Origin of the sequence: Providencia sp. PROV040 (genome assembly GCF_032706145.1) — a bacterium.
Lineage (GTDB): Bacteria > Pseudomonadota > Gammaproteobacteria > Enterobacterales > Enterobacteriaceae > Providencia > Providencia hangzhouensis.
In genome coordinates this window covers 1,923,358-1,942,281 of the sequence record NZ_CP120530.1, presented here as the reverse complement: position 1 = coordinate 1,942,281, position 18,924 = coordinate 1,923,358, and the positions used below count along the sequence as shown (strand labels likewise).

The window sequence follows — 18,924 nt, the reverse complement described above, 5'->3', positions numbered from 1 at the left end:
TACTGTTCTGTATTATTTAGCAAACAGCAATTGTGATGGGCTCAACATCCATTCGAAATGACTTTTCTGATGAGCCACATCAATATCTACGCATGCAACTGTTGATGTGGTGAACATAGGTGGTTCTTTATGTGGGCACAGCTCCGATACTAAATAACCAACCAGCGGTAAATGAGATACAACTAATATCGCATTTGCACCTAGCACAGCAAGGTCTCGAATATGATCAGCCACAAATTCAGCATTCCCTCCAGGTGTTAATTGCCCTAAAATTTCCGACTTTGCTGGCAAATCAAGGTATTGACTCACAACCTGCCTAGTTTGTTCGGCTCTTAAATAAGGGCTTACTAACACCGAATCAATCTTAATACCTTGGTTCTGTAACCATTGAGCCATTAATACTGAGTCGTCTTTTCCCTTTTGAGTCAATGGGCGCTCAGCATCGCTAGGCGCTTGTATCGCTGCATCACCGTGACGCATAATGTAAACTTGCATAATCCACCATCTGAGTAACCTACCTTATTAAGGTGGTTATTCTTTTGTTGTTAAGATAATTGTTGTAAAAGTAACCATCAGTTGGGGTGAAATGTGATTCTGCATGAAATGACCAACAAAGAAAATGATTTGGGTAGATTTTTATGTATGTTTCTTTAGCTGGCTATGTTGTGGGCTAAAGTTTGCTATTTATTATCAATCAGTTAAAGATAATATAATTATTTATTCTAATCATGCGAACTTTACTTAAAAAAGCCTGATAACCAAGAATATATTTGGCATCAGGCCTTGACTAGTTTTATTGAATCAAACAACCATCGGCTAATAGTCTACCCTGCTATGCCATTATTGTTCGTTACTTAGTTTTGTTGCGTTAACCTCATCTTCTGCATTTGCAGAAAAAAAGGTTTGATTATTTTCTGCCATGTTACATAGCAATTCACAAGGCTCGAATTTATCACCATATCTCACAGCGAGGTTATTCAGGGTTTCCACGGTTTTTGCAATCCCCAAGCTATCCATATACCTGAATGGGCCACCAAAGAAAGGCGGGAAACCGATACCAAATACCGCCCCCACATCCCCATCACGCGCACTTTTAATGATATTTTCATCAAGACAACGGGCAGCTTCATTAAGCATCATCATAACGCACCGCTGTGCAATATCCGCTTTAGTTAGTGTATTGTTGGGAACTACGCCAATCAGTGAATAAATGGTTTTATCAACTTGACGTTTATTGGCTTTTTTCCAAAACCACAACTTATTTGTGTGATGACCATATTCATAAAAACCTTTGCCGTTTTTCTTCCCTTTTCGGTCATCTTTAACGACTTTATCGAGTAAATCAGGGGCTTTAAAACGCTCACCAAAACGCTCAACTAAAATCGGTAAAATTTTAGTCCCTACATCAATACCGACTTCGTCTAATAGATTAAAAGGCCCGACAGGGAAGCCAAATTCAACTAAAGCACGGTCAATATGCTCTATTGATTCACCTTCAACAAGGCATTGGGCGGCTTCACATAAGAATGGCGCTAAAATACGATTTACATAGAAACCTGCATCATCCCCTACAACAATCGCTGTTTTGCCTTGGCGTTTTGCCAAAGCAACAACAGTTGCAATCGTTGTTTCATCGGTGTGTTGATGAGGGATGACTTCAACCAACGGCATTTTATCCACTGGACTAAAATAGTGTAAGCCAATAACTTTTTCAGGATGGGTCGCATTCTGTGCAATTTGGTGAATAGGTAAAGATGATGTATTAGAGGCAAAAATGGCTTGTTGTTTCGACATCTTTTCAACTTCAGCAACCATTTTTTGTTTTAGTGCTAAATCTTCAAATACCGCCTCAATAATAACATTAGCGTTTTCAAGACCTTGATAACTTAATGTGCCTGATACTCTAGCCATAACGGCTGCACGCTCTCGAGCTAATAACCGCCGCTTGATAACTCGCTGAGTCAGCAGATCCCAGCTATAGCGCAAGGCTTGGGTAACACCTTTGTCTGAAATATCTTTAATACGAACGGGTAATTTACCTTGAAAAGCCGTGACATAAGCAATTCCGCCCCCCATCAACCCGCCACCAAGCACACCAACTTGATTAATCTTCAAGGGTGTTGCTTGTGCACCCGTTTCATTTTTTAACGCAGTAACCGCAAAAAATAAATTACGTAATGCAGCAGACTCTGGTGTCATCACAAGCTCACCAAAGGCTTTCGCTTCTTCTGCATAACCGGCTTGCAACCCTTTATTCATTCCTGTTTTCACAACATGAATAATTTTTTCAGGGGCGGGGTAATGGCCTTTGGTTTTGCTGAGTGCTTTTTGTTTGGCGCTATCGAACACTTTATTGCGAAGTAATTTGCTACTTAATAGGCGCTGTTGCCAATGAATAGCAGGACGCTGAACGCCCCCTTTTTTCACCATTTTAACTGCAACGTCGAGTAAAATAGACTCAGGAACCACATCATCAACCAACCCTAATTTCAGCGCCTGTTTGGCTTTTAACTGACGACCTGTCAGCATTAAATCCAATGCATGTGGAATGCCGATCAACCTAGGTAAACGCTGCGTTCCTCCGGAACCGGGTAACAACCCCAATTGTACTTCGGGTAAACCTAATTTCGTTTTATTATCATTTGAACAAACTCGTGCATGACATGCTAAAGCAAGCTCTAGCCCGCCCCCTAAACACGCACCATGTATCGCAGCAATAATAGGCAAGGGGTAATTATCGATTTTATCAAATAATACATGGCCTGCTTTTGACAACTCACTGGCTTGGGCTTTATTTTCACAGCCAGCGATCATGCTAATGTCCGCACCAGCAATAAAATTATCTTTTTTCCCTGAGGTAATAACTAACCCTTTCAGGCCAGAGGTAGACTGCGCTTGTTGTAAAATCGCAAGGAATTGCTCCGCAAACTCAGCTTTTAATGTATTGACTTTTTCATTGGGAACATCAATGAAGATCACCCCCACGTTTTCGCCATAAATTTCTAAGCTAAAAGCTTGTTGTATTGTTTCTCTCGCAACTTCTGTAGCAGAATTTTGAGCCATTATTCCACCTCTAAGATCATTGCTGCACCTAAACCACCCGCAGCACAAGCTGTTGTTAAACCAAAACCACCACCCCGTCTGCGCAATTCATTTAGGGTTTGAGTCACCATTCGTGCGCCTGTAGCCGCAAACGGGTGCCCATACGCGATAGAACCACCTAAGACGTTAAATTTAGCCATATCCACTTCGCCAATTGCGTTATCCATTCCCAGTTTCTCCTGAGCGAATTTACGGCTACCAAACATGTGTAAATTAGCGAGCGTTTGCGCAGCAAAGGCCTCATGCATATCAATCAAGGATAAGTCTTGCAACGATAACCCTGCACGTTTTAATGCGAGTGGTGTGGCATAAGAAGGCCCTAATAGCATATCTTCCCATACGTCTATCGCTGAAAACGCATAGCTTCGAATGTAGCCTAACGGTGTATAACCCAACGATTTCGCACGAGATTCTGTCATCATCAACACTGCTGCGGCGCCATCGGTCAGCGGAGTACTATTTGCGGCGGTAACACTACCGTGTTTACGATCAAAGGCAGGTTTTAATTTCGCATAAGATGATAATACTGAGTTTGTTCGTACATTGTTATCTTGGGAAAAGGCTTGCTTAAAGGGAGGCATATACGCAGTCATAACTTCATTATTTAAAGCACCATTTTCCCACGCTTTTGTCGCTAATATATGCGAGCGATGAGCAAGCTCATCTTGCTGGGCTCGGCTAATTTGATAACTTTTCGCCATTTGCTCTGCTGTATCGCCCATACGCAGCCCTGTAGAATATTCCGCAACGCCTGGTGCGACTGGCGCTAAATCCTTCAGGCGTAATTTCGTTAACAGGGATAATTTTTGCCCAACAGACTTCGCTTTACTTAATGCTAATAATGTCTCGGCCAATTTTTTTGATACGCCAATAGGAAGCACAGAAGATGAGTCGGCCCCACCAGCAATACCGATAGAAATATCACCTACCATCATACTTTGAGCAACGTTAACAATTGCTTGAAAACTTGTCGCACAGGCTCTTGATACACTATAGGCGTCTGTTGAGACACTCATACCTGTTCCAAGAACAATTTCCCGCGCAATATTCGGCGCTTCAGGCATTTGTACTACTTGCCCAAATACCAGTTGCTCAATAAGGTTTTTGTCTAAATCACTGCGGGCTAATAATTCAGCAACGACTGCTTTACCTAAATCGACGGCTGGAATTCCTGCATATGCCGTAGATTGCTTTGCAAAAGGCAAGCGTAGACCACTGACAATGGCGATCCTTTCTTTTGTTTTATCTGTCTTTTCACCATGGTGGAGATATTGATTCATGGTCGCTCCTGCTAAAAGCAAAAATGAAAATTATAGTTAACTAACTCACTAAGTGGACAAAGAGGTCTGACCTGTAGTGATTGTTAACATAAAATTCACAATTATCAATGAGTATTAATAAAAAATGCGAGCAGGTACGCAACTTAGAGTAAAAACACAGCGATTTGCAATAGAAGAAAGTGAAAGGATAAAGGAAGCCTTTTACCACTGAACGTTAATCACACCATCGTTTTAGTGATAAAAGGCAAATTAGAGTAAATTCAATCGTTTGATTAACGAAGGCCTAATTGAAAAATCAGGCTTTCAGCTTCACAGCTAAAACTAAACTCAGCCGTCAGCTCAACTCCACCCTCTACAGACTTGATAGAATGGGTTATTACACAAGGGTCTGACTCAACAGATTTTGCTTTCTCTGTGAGTGTTTTCAACATGGTTTCTGCTTCACCTTGTGTAGCAAAAACATGCTGATACGAAGCAGTACAGTCTTTATTATCCAATACTGTTCCCACATCTACACAGCAGCAGGCTGCGGTTTCATCCGCGCTACAACGGTTAATCGCATCAGTCATCTTACTCTCCAAATAAACAAACTGTTAAGCTGCTATCATAACGCTGAAAAAGTGCTAAAAACTAGTGTGTATCAAAATATATCGCTAATAATTAAACATAAGTTTGATCTTACCCCGTATTCGTATACTTATTGCTCCCAATTCGTCAGTTTATGTTGCCATTTTGTTAAATATGTCGCATTTTTGAAAACAAAGTCACAATAACTGCAAAACAAGCTTGCAACATATCAGGTGGTCAGACCTATACTCTAGTAACTGGTCTGATTTGTCATAGCGGCAAGGGACCCTACAATTCTGCGCTTCTTGCGATAGAAGTCGCTTTATTCAAAATAAAACATAAGAGGGTTTTGGTCATGAACCAGAAAAACCTGTTTTCTAGATCAGCTTTAGCAATAGCAGTGGCAATTGTATCATCCAACGCAGGCGCGGCTGGTTTTTTGCTTAATGAATATTCTACATCCGCACTGGGACGCGCGTTTTCGGGGGCTGGTGCGATGGGCGACAACGCAAGTGAGGGAAGCCGAAACCCTGCTGCCATGATGTTGTTTGATCGCCCTTCTCTTTCTATTGGTGCCGTTTATATTGATCCAAGTGTTGATATTAAAGGGCGTGATAACGATATATTTACTTCGAACAATATCGCACCAAATGCTCTTGTTCCTAACGCTCACTTTATCTTTCCTGTCAATGATAAATGGGCGGTTGGTACATCAATGACTACCAACTTTGGTTTAGCCACCGATTTCCCTAAAAATTATGCTGGTGGGCCTGTTGGCGGAAAAACAGATTTAAAAACGGTTAACTTAAATCTAAGCGGCGCCTATCGGTTAAATGATAATTTTAGTTTCGGCTTAGGCGTTAATGCAGTCTATGCTGATGCCGAGATCACTCGCCACTTAGGAGTAAGTGCAAAACAATTGGCGCCTTTCGGTGTGACATCAAGCACAACAGCAGCTAAATTAGAAGGTGATGATTGGGGCTATGGCTGGAATGCGGGTCTTTTATATGAAATCAACCAAGACAACCGCTTAAGCTTCACTTACCGTTCAAAAGTTAAAGTTAAATTTGAAAATGGCAAATATACTAATGACATTCCAAAACATCCTCTGCTGAAACCTCTTAATCCAATGGGCGGAGAAACCGTTAAAGGCACGTTGGACCTTAATTTGCCGGATATCTGGGAATTCTCTGGATATCATAAAGTTGCGCCTAAGTGGGCTCTACATTACAGCGTTGCCTATACTGGCTGGAGTGAATTTAAAGAGCTAACCGCTTATCAAAAAAGTGATGGCAAAGAGCTATTCCATAAACCTGAGCATTTCAAAGATGCTTGGCGTTTAGCTTTGGGTACCACTTATTTCTATGACGACAACTGGACATTCCGTACCGGTATCGCCTACGACCAAACGCCTGTTCGTGCAGAGTACCGCTCAATTTCTATACCTGACCAAGATCGCTACTGGTTAAGTGCGGGCTCAACTTACGCATTCAATGAAAACACTTCTGTTGATGTGGGTATTGCTTATATGCATGGCAAGAAGGTTAATATCAATGAAATGTTAAAAGAAGGTGACCCAAGCACAACAACTCGCTTCAAATCTGAAGGTTCTGCTTGGTTATACGGCGTAAACTTCAACTATACATTCTAATTAATTGAATTTTTAAATATCAGGGAGCTCCCTCCCTGATATTATTTTCAACTTCAACTATCTCATCCCACTAATTTTCAAAACTTAACATAAATTTTCTTGACCCTAACCCGCATCATATGTAAATTAAATGTTAAGCACATTAGTTAACCTCATCATTTCTTTATAAAATACACACTATCGCATTTTTAAGATAAATCGCTTTATATTTCATTAGATTACCATTCATTCTCTGAATGTTCTTATTTGCAAATACAACCTAATAGCATATTTTATACTGATGATATCCACTAATATGTATGGCTTTTTCATCAAACTGTATTAATCACGCTATATTCTATTATTGGCTAAGGCCGGAAGGCATGTAAAAGAGGCAACAATGACTAAAACTTAGGAGGCTTTATGGGAACACTGTTTACTGTCGGTTTTATTGGTGTATTAGGGGTAATAGCCTTAATTGACACCATCTCTCAACGAGGAAAGCGAGACAATGATTAGCTTTTTATTTATCACTCTCTAGTATCATTCGTATACAAGAGAGTGATAAACCTTCCAAAACAATTCAATATACTAATCTATCGAATCAAGTTGGTCTTCAATCGCTGCTGCATTTGGGTTTTCTGTTGCTTTTAACGCACCACCACTTGATAAAAAGTCATTACGTTGGAAATAGGCTTCTCGCATCATTAAGTACGGGTCTGAAGAGTTTTTCAGTAATCCATCTGAATCTAATAACCTTGCTCGAGTTTCAATTCCTTCCAGTGCCCACTTACCTGCTGACATCCAGAATGTGAGATAGCTTAGCATTGGATATAAATCATCAACTAAGTCACCGCCTTCTTCCCTTGGTGTTACACTGCCATATCCTGGTAGTACCACATAGGGGCCATAGCCCACATCGTAATAACCCAATGTATTACCAAAGCGTTTGGGCTCTTCTTTAACTAGCTGAGGATTGGCCATTGATGCAACATCAATAAGTCCCCCCATACCAAAGACGGTATTAAGGAAAAAGCGGTTAAAGTGTTTGAAACCTTGAGTAACTTCACCTCGCAAAAAGCTATTTAACATACTTGCAGGTTCTTCAAGGTTAACAAAAAAATTGGTTAATCCATTACGGGCGGGCATCGGGACATAATCGTTCCAAGCAACAGCGACTGGCCTTAACACATAAGGGTCGAGGACGTTATAGTTGAAATTAAACATTGCTCGGTTGAACCCTTCTAAGGGGTCTGAACGCTCATGTGTTTCTGGATCAATGCTACTTGCACAACCTGCAATTAGCACCCCTGCCAGAAAAACGCCCGTCATGCGAAACTTCATAACATTTCTCCATTCCCTGCACCGTTCCACTACGGTACTTTCCACTGTAATAACTATTTTGCTTATAGTAAGGCTAAAAAAAGAATTATGTTAATCCTTTTGAGTTATTTAATTACCTTAAGGACTAATTATACGCCATTTAATCATATTCTTATTATAAGAAAATTGAACAACTAGTACAAAGCAGAAATGCTCACTTCCCTTAATTATAGAAATGATAACCACCCTATTTTCGAGTAAAAAATAGTCAAAAAAATATTTATGGAAGATAAATTGGATTATTTGCCCGTAACAACTTGATTCAATTAGACCTGAACAGTAAAATGCCTTCGCTGTCGTAATTATGACTCCAAAAGTCCCCTTAGTTAAATGGATATAACGAGCCCCTCCTAAGGGCTAGTTGCAGGTTCGATTCCTGCAGGGGACACCATAGCAAGCTAAACCCAGCTATTCCCACCTAAACAAAAACCTCACAAAGCCAATCATGTCTATTACTCATACTCAATCCCCCCTATAAAGCGAAATACAAACCAAATCGAAACAGCAAGACACAAAAAAAGCATACGAATTAACCGATACCTAAGGTTTGTATCTTCATATGTCAACAACGGCCCTATGTCTTGGCTTTTAAAATACTAAATAGCCAAAAAGAAAAATTTATAACGATGAAATGCCTCCCTGTAATTAGTTACCCAACGATTAGTAGAAGGCACTTCATAGGCAGACTTCTTAGTTTATTATTAATTATTCTATTGCCAAATTAATATCCTCGTCGCATTTGCCGCTCTATTTGAATATCCTGACCAGCTTTAATACTGTTTAATGTGCTATCAGCGTAAGGGTCATCTTTAGGTTTTTCTTTACTTAACTCATGCCCAGAAGATGCACAAGCGGAAAGCATTACTGCAAAAACGATTATAAACAACCTCATGTCATACCTCATATTTACACTCATATTAAGTTTTAGACCTATATAAATTTGTAAGTTCAGATCAGCAATTAAACAATATCTAAACATTAAGAAAATAAGAAGTACTATAGATGCAAACTCTGTGTTCGTAAAAGCTTCGGTTGGTAGTCACCCAAACTTAATCATCTTAAATAAAATTATCGTAAAGATTAGTTATAAAGGTAGGTGCTTGGCAGGAAACGAATTCTATTTATTTTATTTGCTCTAAATGTTTGTTTATTGCACCAATACATTGCTTATTGTCATTAATAATGATGACCTTAGATGCAAATAAAGGATTTTGAGCAAAGAAATCATCAAGTCTCTTATCAAATTGCTTTGCAAATCGTAATAGCTCAATCGTATTAAAAAGCGTTTCTTTAGGCCCCGTTGTTGTAAGTTTCGATGAAAGGTATCGTTTTACAATTCTAAAGGCACAAATACGATAAGGTATAATTAAGCGAATAATCAGCGTACAATCGTTAAAAAATGGTATTAAACGCTTATCGTAAGCACCTTCAACTATCCATTCTGTTTTAGACGTTATCGCTAAAACTAAGGCGTTAATAGTAGATTGAGGATTTTTGATATATTCCTGCTGGGTTTTATCCCAATAAATTTCATCATAACCATACACGGGCGTGTTAAATACATCAGATAACTTGGCAGATAACGTCGTCTTCCCTGCTCCAGATGTCCCTATAATACAAACTTTCATATCTTCTCTTCGTGTATCAAATGCTAGTTAAATGATAACAATGTCAACTTACAGCAGATTAAATGCAGTAAATATGATTATGATAAATCAGTTTTAGTGAGATAATGCCTCTCCATGCCTGTCTCTGGGAAATCGGGCAAGGACATTTGTTTTACATATCCTAATTTTTCATAAAATGGCAAGGCTTGAAAACTGAATGTATCAACTAAACTATGAATACAACCTAATTTAATTGCTTCTCGTTCAGCTATCTTCATCAATTTACTGCCTAACCCCATTTTTCTGGCGTCCTCACTTACCCATAAAAAATCGATACAAAGCCAATTTGCCTTCACAGAAGCCAGTAATCCTCCCAACATAACACCAGAATCATTTCTAAAATAAACGCCTAGCTCACCAAAACGTTCTGCATTCAAATATTGGATATTAAAACTACGTAACCCTGCAAGGAGTTCTTCTTTATCTTCAGTGGTAATTTCATGTGCAACAATAATATTCATTCGATGCTCTGCTGATACCCGACTAATAATGTGTTATTTCAAACATATTTACTTTGATAAGTAAACAGTAAAATAGGAGAGGACTGAATATGCGATTTTAAAATACATCAGTTTCTATAATTTGGGTAATTAAAGCCGTTACAGACAACACCAATGAGGATTTGATCATTTGCTGAAAACGGTGTTTTTGTAATTCAATTAATTGGTTATCGACAAGATCCTCTGGTTGATTGAATCTCATCATTTCTGGTAAAGGTTCCATACAATGAAGCATTTTAATGCTGCCTAAAATTTCATCATCTGTAAAATTTATATTTAAATTTTCGGTTGATAACGATTCATTCAAAGCAAGAAATAATTCTATATCTTCATAGGTTTCACGAGAAATCGCCCCTAATGCAAATAGAAGTTTCAAACGAACTGATAACTCTCCTAATGGCCCATTTCCAGTTAAAAGTGGTTCAACTGCATATTTTACTGCATAGTCATCCTTTCTAAAAACTTTTAACATTAATTTATCAATAGCTTGTGAAATTAAAAGAACGACCTCTTGAACAAATAAATTTACTTCTGGCCGTTGATTTAACCGCTCAAGAATCTGATTTTCAATGTTTTGTTTATTTTCCATATTAGCTTCTTTTATCACTTTATAGCTATACTACTTACTATCATTCTGTAGATAGCCATAAAGTGACTGAACCTCAATTAATCAATCTATTATCCGTAATATCACTTATTGCTCAATATCAATAACTGGTATTGAGAACAGATTCTATCAACAACCTCGGGATATTGCTCTAACCCACAAAGCTCAACAACCGCTTGATATATACCTTTGTCAGCAATTAACTTTGCCATTTCATTTGCTTGAGGATCGGCTTCACATCTGAAATGCAATGCGGCAGCAATTCCTATGATCAGATTTTCATTTGGTAATTGGTATTCAAATGTGCCTAACAACGGCTTAATTAAGCGATCATTAGAACTTAACTTTCTCATAGGCTGTCGCCCTACTCGACTAACATCATCTTTTAAATATGGGTTTGCAAAGCGACTTAGTATTTTATCTATGTATTGATTATGTATTTGTGAATCAAAGCCATAACGTTGAATTAAAACTTGTCCACTTTCTTGCATAGCCGATTTAACAACAGTATGGATCCTCAAATCCCCAATTGACTCACTAATTGTTTGGTATCCATATAATTGTCCCAAATACGCTGTCATCGCATGGCCTGTATTTAACGTAAATAGTTTGCGTTCAACAAATGCCATTAGGTTATCCGTTAATTCCATCCCATTGATAATAGGAATATCACCAACAAATTGTGTCTGGTCAACAATCCACTCACTAAAGGATTCGACAGTAACGTCAAGCGGGTCATCATTCGCTGCATCCATCGGAGGAACAATACGGTCAACTGCGGAGTCTACAAAGCCAATATGCTGCTCAACCCATTGATGCAACTCTTCAGGCAATTGAGCCAATACATGTTGCTTTAGTTGGCTAGTTCCTCTTACCATATTTTCACATGCAATAATATTGAGCGGCTGGTTATTTCCCAACGATTTTCTATGAATAATGCCTTTAGCTATCGTTGAGGCAATTTTTTCCAGCACCTGTGGCCCGACTGCTGTTGTAAGCATATCTGCTGTTGCAATAAACTCTATCGTTTTAGGGTCATTACTATTAATAGCGTGAATGTGTTGAACTTTCTCAATACGATTTTCCTGACCAACAACATGAACATTATAAGATTGCTGATGCGCGAGTTGGTCAATCAATGGCTGATTGACATCAGTAAAAGTTACTTGTGAATTTGCGTCTGCTAATAATTTACCAATAAAACCGCGGCCTATATTTCCTGCACCAAAATGAATGACTTTCATTATTATTCTCCTCATGCTGCACTTTGAGACGCTAAAATTTCGAGTACTTCCTGAACATCTTGGGTTTCACATAAACGCTCAATAACCCCATCTTCATCTAAAGCGGAAGTAATTCGTGTGATAACTTCAATGTGCTCATTATTTTGTGCTGCAATACCAATAACTAGGCGGGCAATTTCATCAGGTTCTTCACCAAATTGTACGCCTTCAGGGTATTGGCAAATAACAATGCCAGTTTTTAATACTCGATCTTTTGCTTCTATGGTGCCATGAGGAACAGCAATAGATTCACCTAGATAGGTTGAAGTCAGTTTTTCGCGAGCTAACATCGCCTCAATATAGTCAGGCTCAACATAGCCACCCTCAACTAATTTTTGCCCCGCAAATTGAATGGCTTGCATTTTATTCTGTGCAGATAGGTTTAAATGAATATGCTTTGCACTCAATGTAAATATCGCATCATCATGATCTTCCATTTCATAGAATTCATCATTTGCTGCAATAATCGTTTGTTTAATCAGTCGTCCATCATTTGCTGCTTGAGGATTTTTTTTAGCTATTAAGTTTGTTACAAGATCATTATACGTTTGGCTATCTAGGAAATTAGTCAACGATATATGCATTGCATTTGGTGCAAATGTTTTCGCTCTTTGTGTTAAATCTTTATGCGTTATCACAATATCAACGTTATCCGGCAGGTCGTTAATTGCCATGTTCGTAACAGAAATTCCTAATAAGCCCGCATCACGCACCTTTTTAGCTAATACCCCTGCTCCCATGGCACTAGAACCCATTCCTGCATCACAAGCTACAATAATGTTGCGTACTTCTGCTAAATTAACAGAGGTATTTTGATTGATTTCTACTGCTGCCGATGATTTTGATTGCGATTTCATATTACGCATTTTTTTCGTAGCATTTTCGAGCTCATCATCATCACCTATGCGAGTTTTCTTTAATAAAATCGCGGAAACAATAAAGGAAACTAACGTCGCACTGGTGACTGATAAAATCACACCGACCAATGATGACTTAGGCGTCATCAACAGAACTGCAAATATTGAACCCGGTGATGCAGGAGAGACTAACCCTGCATGAAAAAGGTTCATAACAAACACTCCTGTCATCCCACCCAGAATAACTGCAAGAATTAACCGAGGGTTCATTAAGACATAGGGGAAATAAATCTCATGTATCCCACCAAAAAAGTGAATAATTGCGGCTCCTGGTGCAGATTGCTTCGCATTTCCTTTACCAAAAAACATGTAAGCAAGTAAAACACCTAAACCCGGTCCAGGGTTGGCTTCAATAAGAAAGAAAATAGATGCGCCAGTTTCAGTCGCTTGTTGAATACCTAAGGGTGAGAAAATACCGTGGTTAATCGCGTTATTTAGAAATAATATCTTGGCGGGCTCAACAAAAATAGACGTGAGTGGAAGTAAATTATTCTCCACCATCACATTCACGCCTGCTGCCAATATTTTGGATAGCCCTGCAACAAGAGGCCCAATAGCTAAATAAGCCAAAATGGCTAATAACATGCCGATAATGCCGGAGGAAAAATTATTCACCAACATTTCAAAACCTGTTTTAACTTTGCCTTCTATCCACAAATCAAAACGTTTTATTGCATATCCGCCTAATGGGCCAGCAATCATTGCCCCCATAAACATTGGCATGTCAGCACCAACAATTACCCCCATTGTTGTTATTGCGCCGACTATTCCGCCCCGCTCTCCACCAACTAAACGGCCACCAGTATAACCGATTAATAGTGGTAATAAATAAGTGATCATAGGGCCAACAAGTTGAGCTAATGTCTCATTAGGCCACCAGCCAGTTGGGATGAATAACGCCGTTATTAATCCCCAAGCGATAAAGGCACCGATATTAGGCATAACCATATTACTGAGGAAACGCCCAAAATTCTGTACCTTTAATTTGATATTTGATGTTACCATGACAGAACCCCGTGGTACGAAAATGATAAAGTTGTAACGTTATCGCCAAATAACGTCTGTGATTTTTTCAACACTTTCACTCTAGCATGAGCTTGATCAGATTCGCACCACGCGGGCCTTTTTGTGACCATCATCACCATCCACCCCCTACTTACCCCATCTTTATATTGACAAAGATCACAAAAAAATCGTGTTACTAAATTACATTGCTCTTTTTTTGCACTAAAAAAACATTTTTCGTGATTTTAATCACAAAGAAAAAATCACAATTTATCTTCAATTGGTGACAATCATCACAATTTATTTTCTATTTATCTTTTTCTACCCAGTGAACTGCCAACATTTTCTCACCCGCACAGATCATTTCTCAATTTTGTAATAAAATTACTAAACGTATTATCTATTTCATTATAGCCACCGTCTTTTTGAGATAGTCTTAAATAGAACCAACAGCAACGCATTATTATCAATACATTATTTAGCCTTGCTTCATCAGGTGTTCACCGATAAATTACCTCTAATTTTCTTAATTAAAATGTGAATATCATGACGTTAACCGTTATTGTTTTTCTTTTGGTTTATATTGCGATGGGCTTTGGTAAGCTACCTGGCTTCAAAGTTGATAGAACTGGCGCTGCGGTTATTGGTGCCTTAGCTATGATGGCTATCGATAGTATTACCCCTCCCCATGCATGGAATGCTATTGATTACCGAACTATTGGTATGTTATTTGGGCTTATGGTCGTTTCTGCTTCTTTCGTTGTTTCTGGTTTTTATAGCTGGACCGCAAACCGGGTGGCGATGCTAAAAGTTTCACCACCAATATTACTGGCTGTTTTAATTCTTGTCGGCGGCTTTCTTTCTGCATTGCTCACGAATGATGTTGTTGTTGTCGCTATGACACCATTATTAGTATCAATTAGTTTATCTCGCGGTTTAAACCCAATTCCTTTTTTACTTGGCTTTTGTTTCGCGGCTAATAACGGAGCGGCGGGCTCATTAATTGGTAGCCCACAGAATATGATCGCAGCGCAAGGACTCGATATCTCGTTTGTTGGCTTATTACAGGCGTCTGCAATACCAGCCCTGCTTTCCTTACCATTAACATGGTTAGTACTTGTTTGGTTATATCGTAATCGTTGGTATTTGACTAAAGAAAATGCGCTATCAACTCCCCCTCAAACCACCCAAGAAACATTAAATGTATGGGAAACTGCAAAAGCTGGTGTTATTACTTTCGCAGTTATCATTACCTTTATTGTGACTGATATTCCTAAAGAACTTATAGCATTAACGGCTGCTGGATTTTTATTATTAAATAGATCCATTGCCTCGAGTGATATGCTTAAACTCGTCGATGGCAATCTTTTATTACTCATCATGGGATTATTTGTCGTCAATGCCGCTTTTGCCGCCACAGGTCTTCCTCAGCAATTATTAACTGATTTGCGAAGCTATGGTGTGGATCTCAACAATCCATTAGCTCTATTTTTAGTTACTGGTGTTCTAAGTACTATCGTTGGAAACAACCCCTCAGTCATGTTACTCGTTCCCTTCTTAACACCTGAAGGTAATGCCGATTCGTTAGGCGCCGCTCTCGTTTTGGGTTCTGGTTTTTCAAGTAACTTACTGGTTTTCGGTAGTCTTGCTGGCATTATTGTGGTCGAACAATCAGCGGCATATGGCGTAAAAATTTCTTTTGGTGAGTTTTCTAAATCAGGGGGAGTTGTAGCACTCTTGTGTATGTTATTAGCTGCTGCATGGATTTTATTTGCTTTATAGTCGTTTTAGCCAATCTGCTATTACATTAGCAGATTGGTTATAATTATAAATTCTATGGCAGTATTGCAAAAGAACGAACAGGAAAACCACTAGCATTGTTTGGTTTAGCAACAATATTAAAAATTACAGCACCACGAGTGGGGACTTGGTCCAAATTAGCCAATAATTCAACTTGGTATGTATCCTGTTCTAATACATAATACTCACCAAGTAACGCATTATTTTTTCGAAAATCTTTTGCTGCATCAGTATCAAATGTTTCATGACCAATCGCTTTTATTCCGCGTTCTTCAAATAAAAATTTAAGTGCATCCATTCCCCAACCCGGTATTTGGTTATTGCCCTCGTCATCTTTATTATCCATCAGCTCTTGTGATGGCCAACGTTTACTCCAGTCAGTACGTAATGCAACAAAACTCCCTGATTCAATTCGGCCATATTTCGCTTCAAAATTAAGGACATCATCAAGAGAAAATGCAAAATTAGGATCTTCTTTTGCCCTTTCAGACTGGTCAATAACAATCAATGGCAGAACAAGTTCTTTTAATTCAAGCTCATGTAAATAACGTTTCCCTTCAACGAAATGACAGGGAGCATCAATATGGGTGCCATATTGCCCTGGAAATGTAAATTGCTGTGCAAAGAAACCTTCTGGATAGCCAAATAATGTTTTAAACTCAGCAGAGTCAAACATAAAAAAATGCGGTGAGTCTTTATCGAAGCTATGTGTCAAATCAACCCATTTTTTAGATTTTATTACATTAAATGCATCAATTAATTCATTGCTCATATTTTCCCCCTGTCAGTTCTATTTTCTAAATAAAATTATCTACAGACTATTTTTATAATACCTTTCCTAACCTATTAAATAACGAAAAAACATCCTGTTGTCTACAAATTCAACACGAATCTTTTTCATATTAAATCAGTAAGATATTTATCTTTTATAGCAAAAAACCACTAATTAATAAAAATTAGTGGTTAACATAATATTAATAATAAAAAAATAGACTAGGATTTTATTTAGGGTATTTGTTCCAGCTGTCAGGTTCAATAAAACCATCATAAATACGCTGAGAACGAATATAATCTGCATACTCTTTAGATTCAAAAGCTTCTTTCAAATCTTTTGCCCACTGAGCATCTAGGTCTTTTTGCATGACAGTCACAATAACGCGATGCTCTAGCGGTGAGTTTTCTACAACTAAACCATCAGCAATACGTTGGCCAGCACTTGCCACATAGTTACCATTCACAACAACAAAATCAACATCATCTAATAATCGCAACCCTTGAGCCGCATCGGTTTCTCGAATATCTAAGTTATATTCATTTGGGGAGATATCATTAACACTAAAACTTAATGTACTCACATCAGGCTTAATTGTAATCCAACCTAACTTTTCCAGGATCCTAGCGCCACGCTCTGCATTAACGGGGTCATTAGATAACGCAACAATCATACCATCTTTCACATCATCCAGCGTTTTATGTTTATTTGACCGCAGGCTTTGAGGCGCACTCGGTGAGTCTGTCAATGCCACCATGTTAATATTATTTTTTTTGTTATAAGCCTCCATATAGGCACGGCTTTGATTTACAGAAGCATCAATAGAGCCTTCTTCAAAAGCAGGGTTTATTTGCCTATTCTGTGAAAATTGGCGCAAATTAACGGTATAACCTTTTTTTTCTAAAATCGGTACAATACCTTTATCCACTTGGTCAATATAATTGCCAACACCAAAGCCTATTGTAATTTGTTTTTTATTAGGATTATCTTTTTCACTATTATCGCCACACCCTGCCAACACAACTAAAGCAGTAGTAATTAAAGATAAACCTATTATTTTTTGTTTTAACATATGTAACAACCCTGTAAAGATATTTTGGGCAGTATAATCATAATTAAAGAGCACAACTTAGACTATATCGTTATAACTTAATACAAAAGTAATATAAGAGTCACTTGTAATTCTTTTTGGTTATAAATATATAACAAATAGATCGTTCGATTAGTGATGTGATTGATATGTAATGAAGGAGATAAAAACGTTTAAAAAAAGTGAGTTGCTTTATGACTATTTCCTATAATGATGTAATTAATTATTTAACTAATTTAACGCCAGATTCCAACTTAGCTAAAATTCGCCATGAACGCTCAGTCGCGACTGAAAATACTCAAGCCGTATTTGAAGCTATTTTTTCTACGCCATCGACACTTCTCACAAATGATGTGAAATATTATTTTGCTCATGAAGTCGCGAAAATAACGGGAAGTCCCCGTCTCGCTGAATTTTATTTGCAATTAATAGACTCAATTCCTGATGAACCTCTTACCCAACCACTTTCCACAGCAAAAGAATATCTGCAAATTTTAACGCAATCACCTAAAGACACCCATTACCAATTAATTGCTGCATTAACTGAACAAGGTTGGCAAGAGAGTGACATTATTTTACTTGCCCAATTAATAACTTATGTCACCTATCAAGCTCGGCTAATCGAAGGGATCCTTTTACTGACAGATAATAGCAGCCTTACAAGTAATTCGTCCAAAGTTGTGGCTGGTAAATGGAACCATCAACTATTAACCCGAAAAGGGAACTCTTCTCCAACCGCTTTTACACAAGATAACTTAGGATGGGAAGCTTGGATTTCAGCAAGGGATGCAAAAACGCTATCCGTTGAAGAAGCCCAAGTCATGAAAAAATTTGGTCAATTAAACTCTGAATATTTTTTACTGCTCGCCCATCAAAGTAAAATTTTAGAGTTACGAACTTTAGTTGACCGAGGCGTGTTTTATACCTCAGAAGGGTTATCTCGCTGGGAACGTGAATTTGCTGCGGCCGTAACTAGCAAAGTTAATGGCTGCATATACTGCGCTTCTGTACATGCTAGAAAAGCCAGTCAGTATGCAAAAGAACGACGTGCTGATGTTGATAAATTACTAGCAACTGCGACGGGTTCAGTACTTGCTGAAGGTTTTGATGACAGACTCCTAGCCATCACAGATTTAGTCGCCTCTTTATCTGCAACCCCCATCCAAGCCACACCATCACAAATTAAAGAGTTACAAAACTTGGGTTTATCTGAACTTGAATTACTTGATTTAGTTCAATCAACGGCCTTCTTTTCATGGGCGAACCGCTTAATGTTATCTCTGGGTGAACCCTTTGAAATAGTAGAAGGTAAGGAGTAATT

At 38.4% G+C, this 18,924-nt stretch carries 16 protein-coding genes and 1 tRNA gene; 4 read left to right on the top strand and 13 right to left on the bottom strand.

Annotated elements, in window-relative coordinates:
* Positions 1 to 12: 12 nt before the first annotated feature.
* The 4 genes from sixA to P3L40_RS08900 all read right to left on the bottom strand — a co-directional run bounded on the left by sixA (position 13) and on the right by P3L40_RS08900 (position 4,951).
* Positions 13 to 495: a phosphohistidine phosphatase SixA gene (sixA, locus tag P3L40_RS08915; protein WP_004257190.1), complete on the bottom strand. Its 483-nt coding sequence runs from the start codon at positions 493 to 495 to the stop codon at positions 13 to 15.
* A 345-nt stretch (positions 496 to 840) separates the two neighbouring features.
* Positions 841 to 3,063, bottom strand: coding sequence for a fatty acid oxidation complex subunit alpha FadJ (gene fadJ, locus P3L40_RS08910; RefSeq protein WP_094962704.1), 2,223 nt, complete (start codon positions 3,061 to 3,063; stop codon positions 841 to 843).
* Positions 3,063 to 4,382 carry an acetyl-CoA C-acyltransferase FadI gene (gene fadI / locus P3L40_RS08905; RefSeq protein WP_210852338.1) on the bottom strand — a complete coding sequence of 440 codons (1,320 nt, stop codon included), beginning with the start codon at positions 4,380 to 4,382 and terminating at the stop codon, positions 3,063 to 3,065. The genes fadJ and fadI overlap by 1 nt, the downstream gene beginning before the upstream one ends.
* A 272-nt stretch (positions 4,383 to 4,654) precedes the next feature.
* Complete coding sequence (locus P3L40_RS08900) at positions 4,655 to 4,951, bottom strand: YfcZ/YiiS family protein (protein ID WP_004257173.1); 297 nt, start codon at positions 4,949 to 4,951, stop codon at positions 4,655 to 4,657.
* A gap of 353 nt (positions 4,952 to 5,304) precedes the next feature.
* Here P3L40_RS08900 and fadL point away from each other — a divergent pair, with 353 nt between their 5' ends.
* Positions 5,305 to 6,600 carry a long-chain fatty acid transporter FadL gene (fadL, locus tag P3L40_RS08895; RefSeq protein WP_094962706.1) on the top strand — a complete coding sequence of 432 codons (1,296 nt, stop codon included), beginning with the start codon at positions 5,305 to 5,307 and terminating at the stop codon, positions 6,598 to 6,600.
* Positions 6,601 to 7,170: 570 nt separating this feature from the next.
* On the opposite strand, the gene mlaA is transcribed toward fadL, so the two are convergent.
* Complete coding sequence (gene mlaA, locus P3L40_RS08890) at positions 7,171 to 7,923, bottom strand: phospholipid-binding lipoprotein MlaA (RefSeq protein ID WP_136135008.1); 753 nt, start codon at positions 7,921 to 7,923, stop codon at positions 7,171 to 7,173.
* A gap of 355 nt (positions 7,924 to 8,278) precedes the next feature.
* Here mlaA and P3L40_RS08885 point away from each other — a divergent pair.
* Positions 8,279 to 8,353, top strand: a tRNA-Arg gene (locus tag P3L40_RS08885).
* Positions 8,354 to 8,683: 330 nt separating this feature from the next.
* On the opposite strand, the gene P3L40_RS08880 is transcribed toward P3L40_RS08885, so the two are convergent.
* From P3L40_RS08880 to P3L40_RS08855, 6 genes are all read right to left on the bottom strand, one after another.
* On the bottom strand, positions 8,684 to 8,854 hold the full coding sequence (locus tag P3L40_RS08880; protein WP_168697633.1) for a hypothetical protein: 171 nt from the start codon (positions 8,852 to 8,854) through the stop codon (positions 8,684 to 8,686).
* A gap of 229 nt (positions 8,855 to 9,083) precedes the next feature.
* Positions 9,084 to 9,590 (bottom strand): AAA family ATPase, encoded by a 507-nt coding sequence (locus P3L40_RS08875; RefSeq protein WP_136134203.1) that lies wholly within the window; start codon positions 9,588 to 9,590, stop codon positions 9,084 to 9,086.
* A 77-nt stretch (positions 9,591 to 9,667) separates the two neighbouring features.
* Positions 9,668 to 10,090, bottom strand: coding sequence for a GNAT family N-acetyltransferase (locus tag P3L40_RS08870; protein ID WP_136134204.1), 423 nt, complete (start codon positions 10,088 to 10,090; stop codon positions 9,668 to 9,670).
* Positions 10,091 to 10,187: 97 nt separating this feature from the next.
* Positions 10,188 to 10,718 (bottom strand): MltR family transcriptional regulator, encoded by a 531-nt coding sequence (locus tag P3L40_RS08865; RefSeq protein ID WP_228677318.1) that lies wholly within the window; start codon positions 10,716 to 10,718, stop codon positions 10,188 to 10,190.
* A 101-nt stretch (positions 10,719 to 10,819) separates the two neighbouring features.
* Positions 10,820 to 11,980 (bottom strand): mannitol-1-phosphate 5-dehydrogenase, encoded by a 1,161-nt coding sequence (locus P3L40_RS08860; RefSeq protein WP_136134206.1) that lies wholly within the window; start codon positions 11,978 to 11,980, stop codon positions 10,820 to 10,822.
* A gap of 11 nt (positions 11,981 to 11,991) precedes the next feature.
* On the bottom strand, positions 11,992 to 13,941 hold the full coding sequence (locus P3L40_RS08855; RefSeq protein ID WP_136134207.1) for a PTS mannitol transporter subunit IICBA: 1,950 nt from the start codon (positions 13,939 to 13,941) through the stop codon (positions 11,992 to 11,994).
* A 546-nt stretch (positions 13,942 to 14,487) separates the two neighbouring features.
* On the opposite strand from P3L40_RS08855, the gene P3L40_RS08850 reads away from it, so the two are divergent.
* Positions 14,488 to 15,723 carry an SLC13 family permease gene (locus tag P3L40_RS08850; protein ID WP_110591942.1) on the top strand — a complete coding sequence of 412 codons (1,236 nt, stop codon included), beginning with the start codon at positions 14,488 to 14,490 and terminating at the stop codon, positions 15,721 to 15,723.
* Positions 15,724 to 15,775: 52 nt separating this feature from the next.
* On the opposite strand, the gene P3L40_RS08845 is transcribed toward P3L40_RS08850, so the two are convergent.
* Both P3L40_RS08845 and P3L40_RS08840 read right to left on the bottom strand, forming a co-directional pair.
* Complete coding sequence (locus tag P3L40_RS08845) at positions 15,776 to 16,513, bottom strand: cyclase family protein (protein ID WP_110591943.1); 738 nt, start codon at positions 16,511 to 16,513, stop codon at positions 15,776 to 15,778.
* A gap of 229 nt (positions 16,514 to 16,742) precedes the next feature.
* Entirely contained in the window at positions 16,743 to 17,585 is an 843-nt protein-coding gene (locus P3L40_RS08840) for a MetQ/NlpA family ABC transporter substrate-binding protein (RefSeq protein WP_094963177.1), read from the bottom strand.
* Between the two features lie 212 nt (positions 17,586 to 17,797).
* On the opposite strand from P3L40_RS08840, the gene P3L40_RS08835 reads away from it, so the two are divergent.
* Positions 17,798 to 18,922 carry a CMD domain-containing protein gene (locus tag P3L40_RS08835; protein ID WP_210852337.1) on the top strand — a complete coding sequence of 375 codons (1,125 nt, stop codon included), beginning with the start codon at positions 17,798 to 17,800 and terminating at the stop codon, positions 18,920 to 18,922.
* The last annotated feature ends 2 nt before the right edge of the window (positions 18,923 to 18,924 follow it).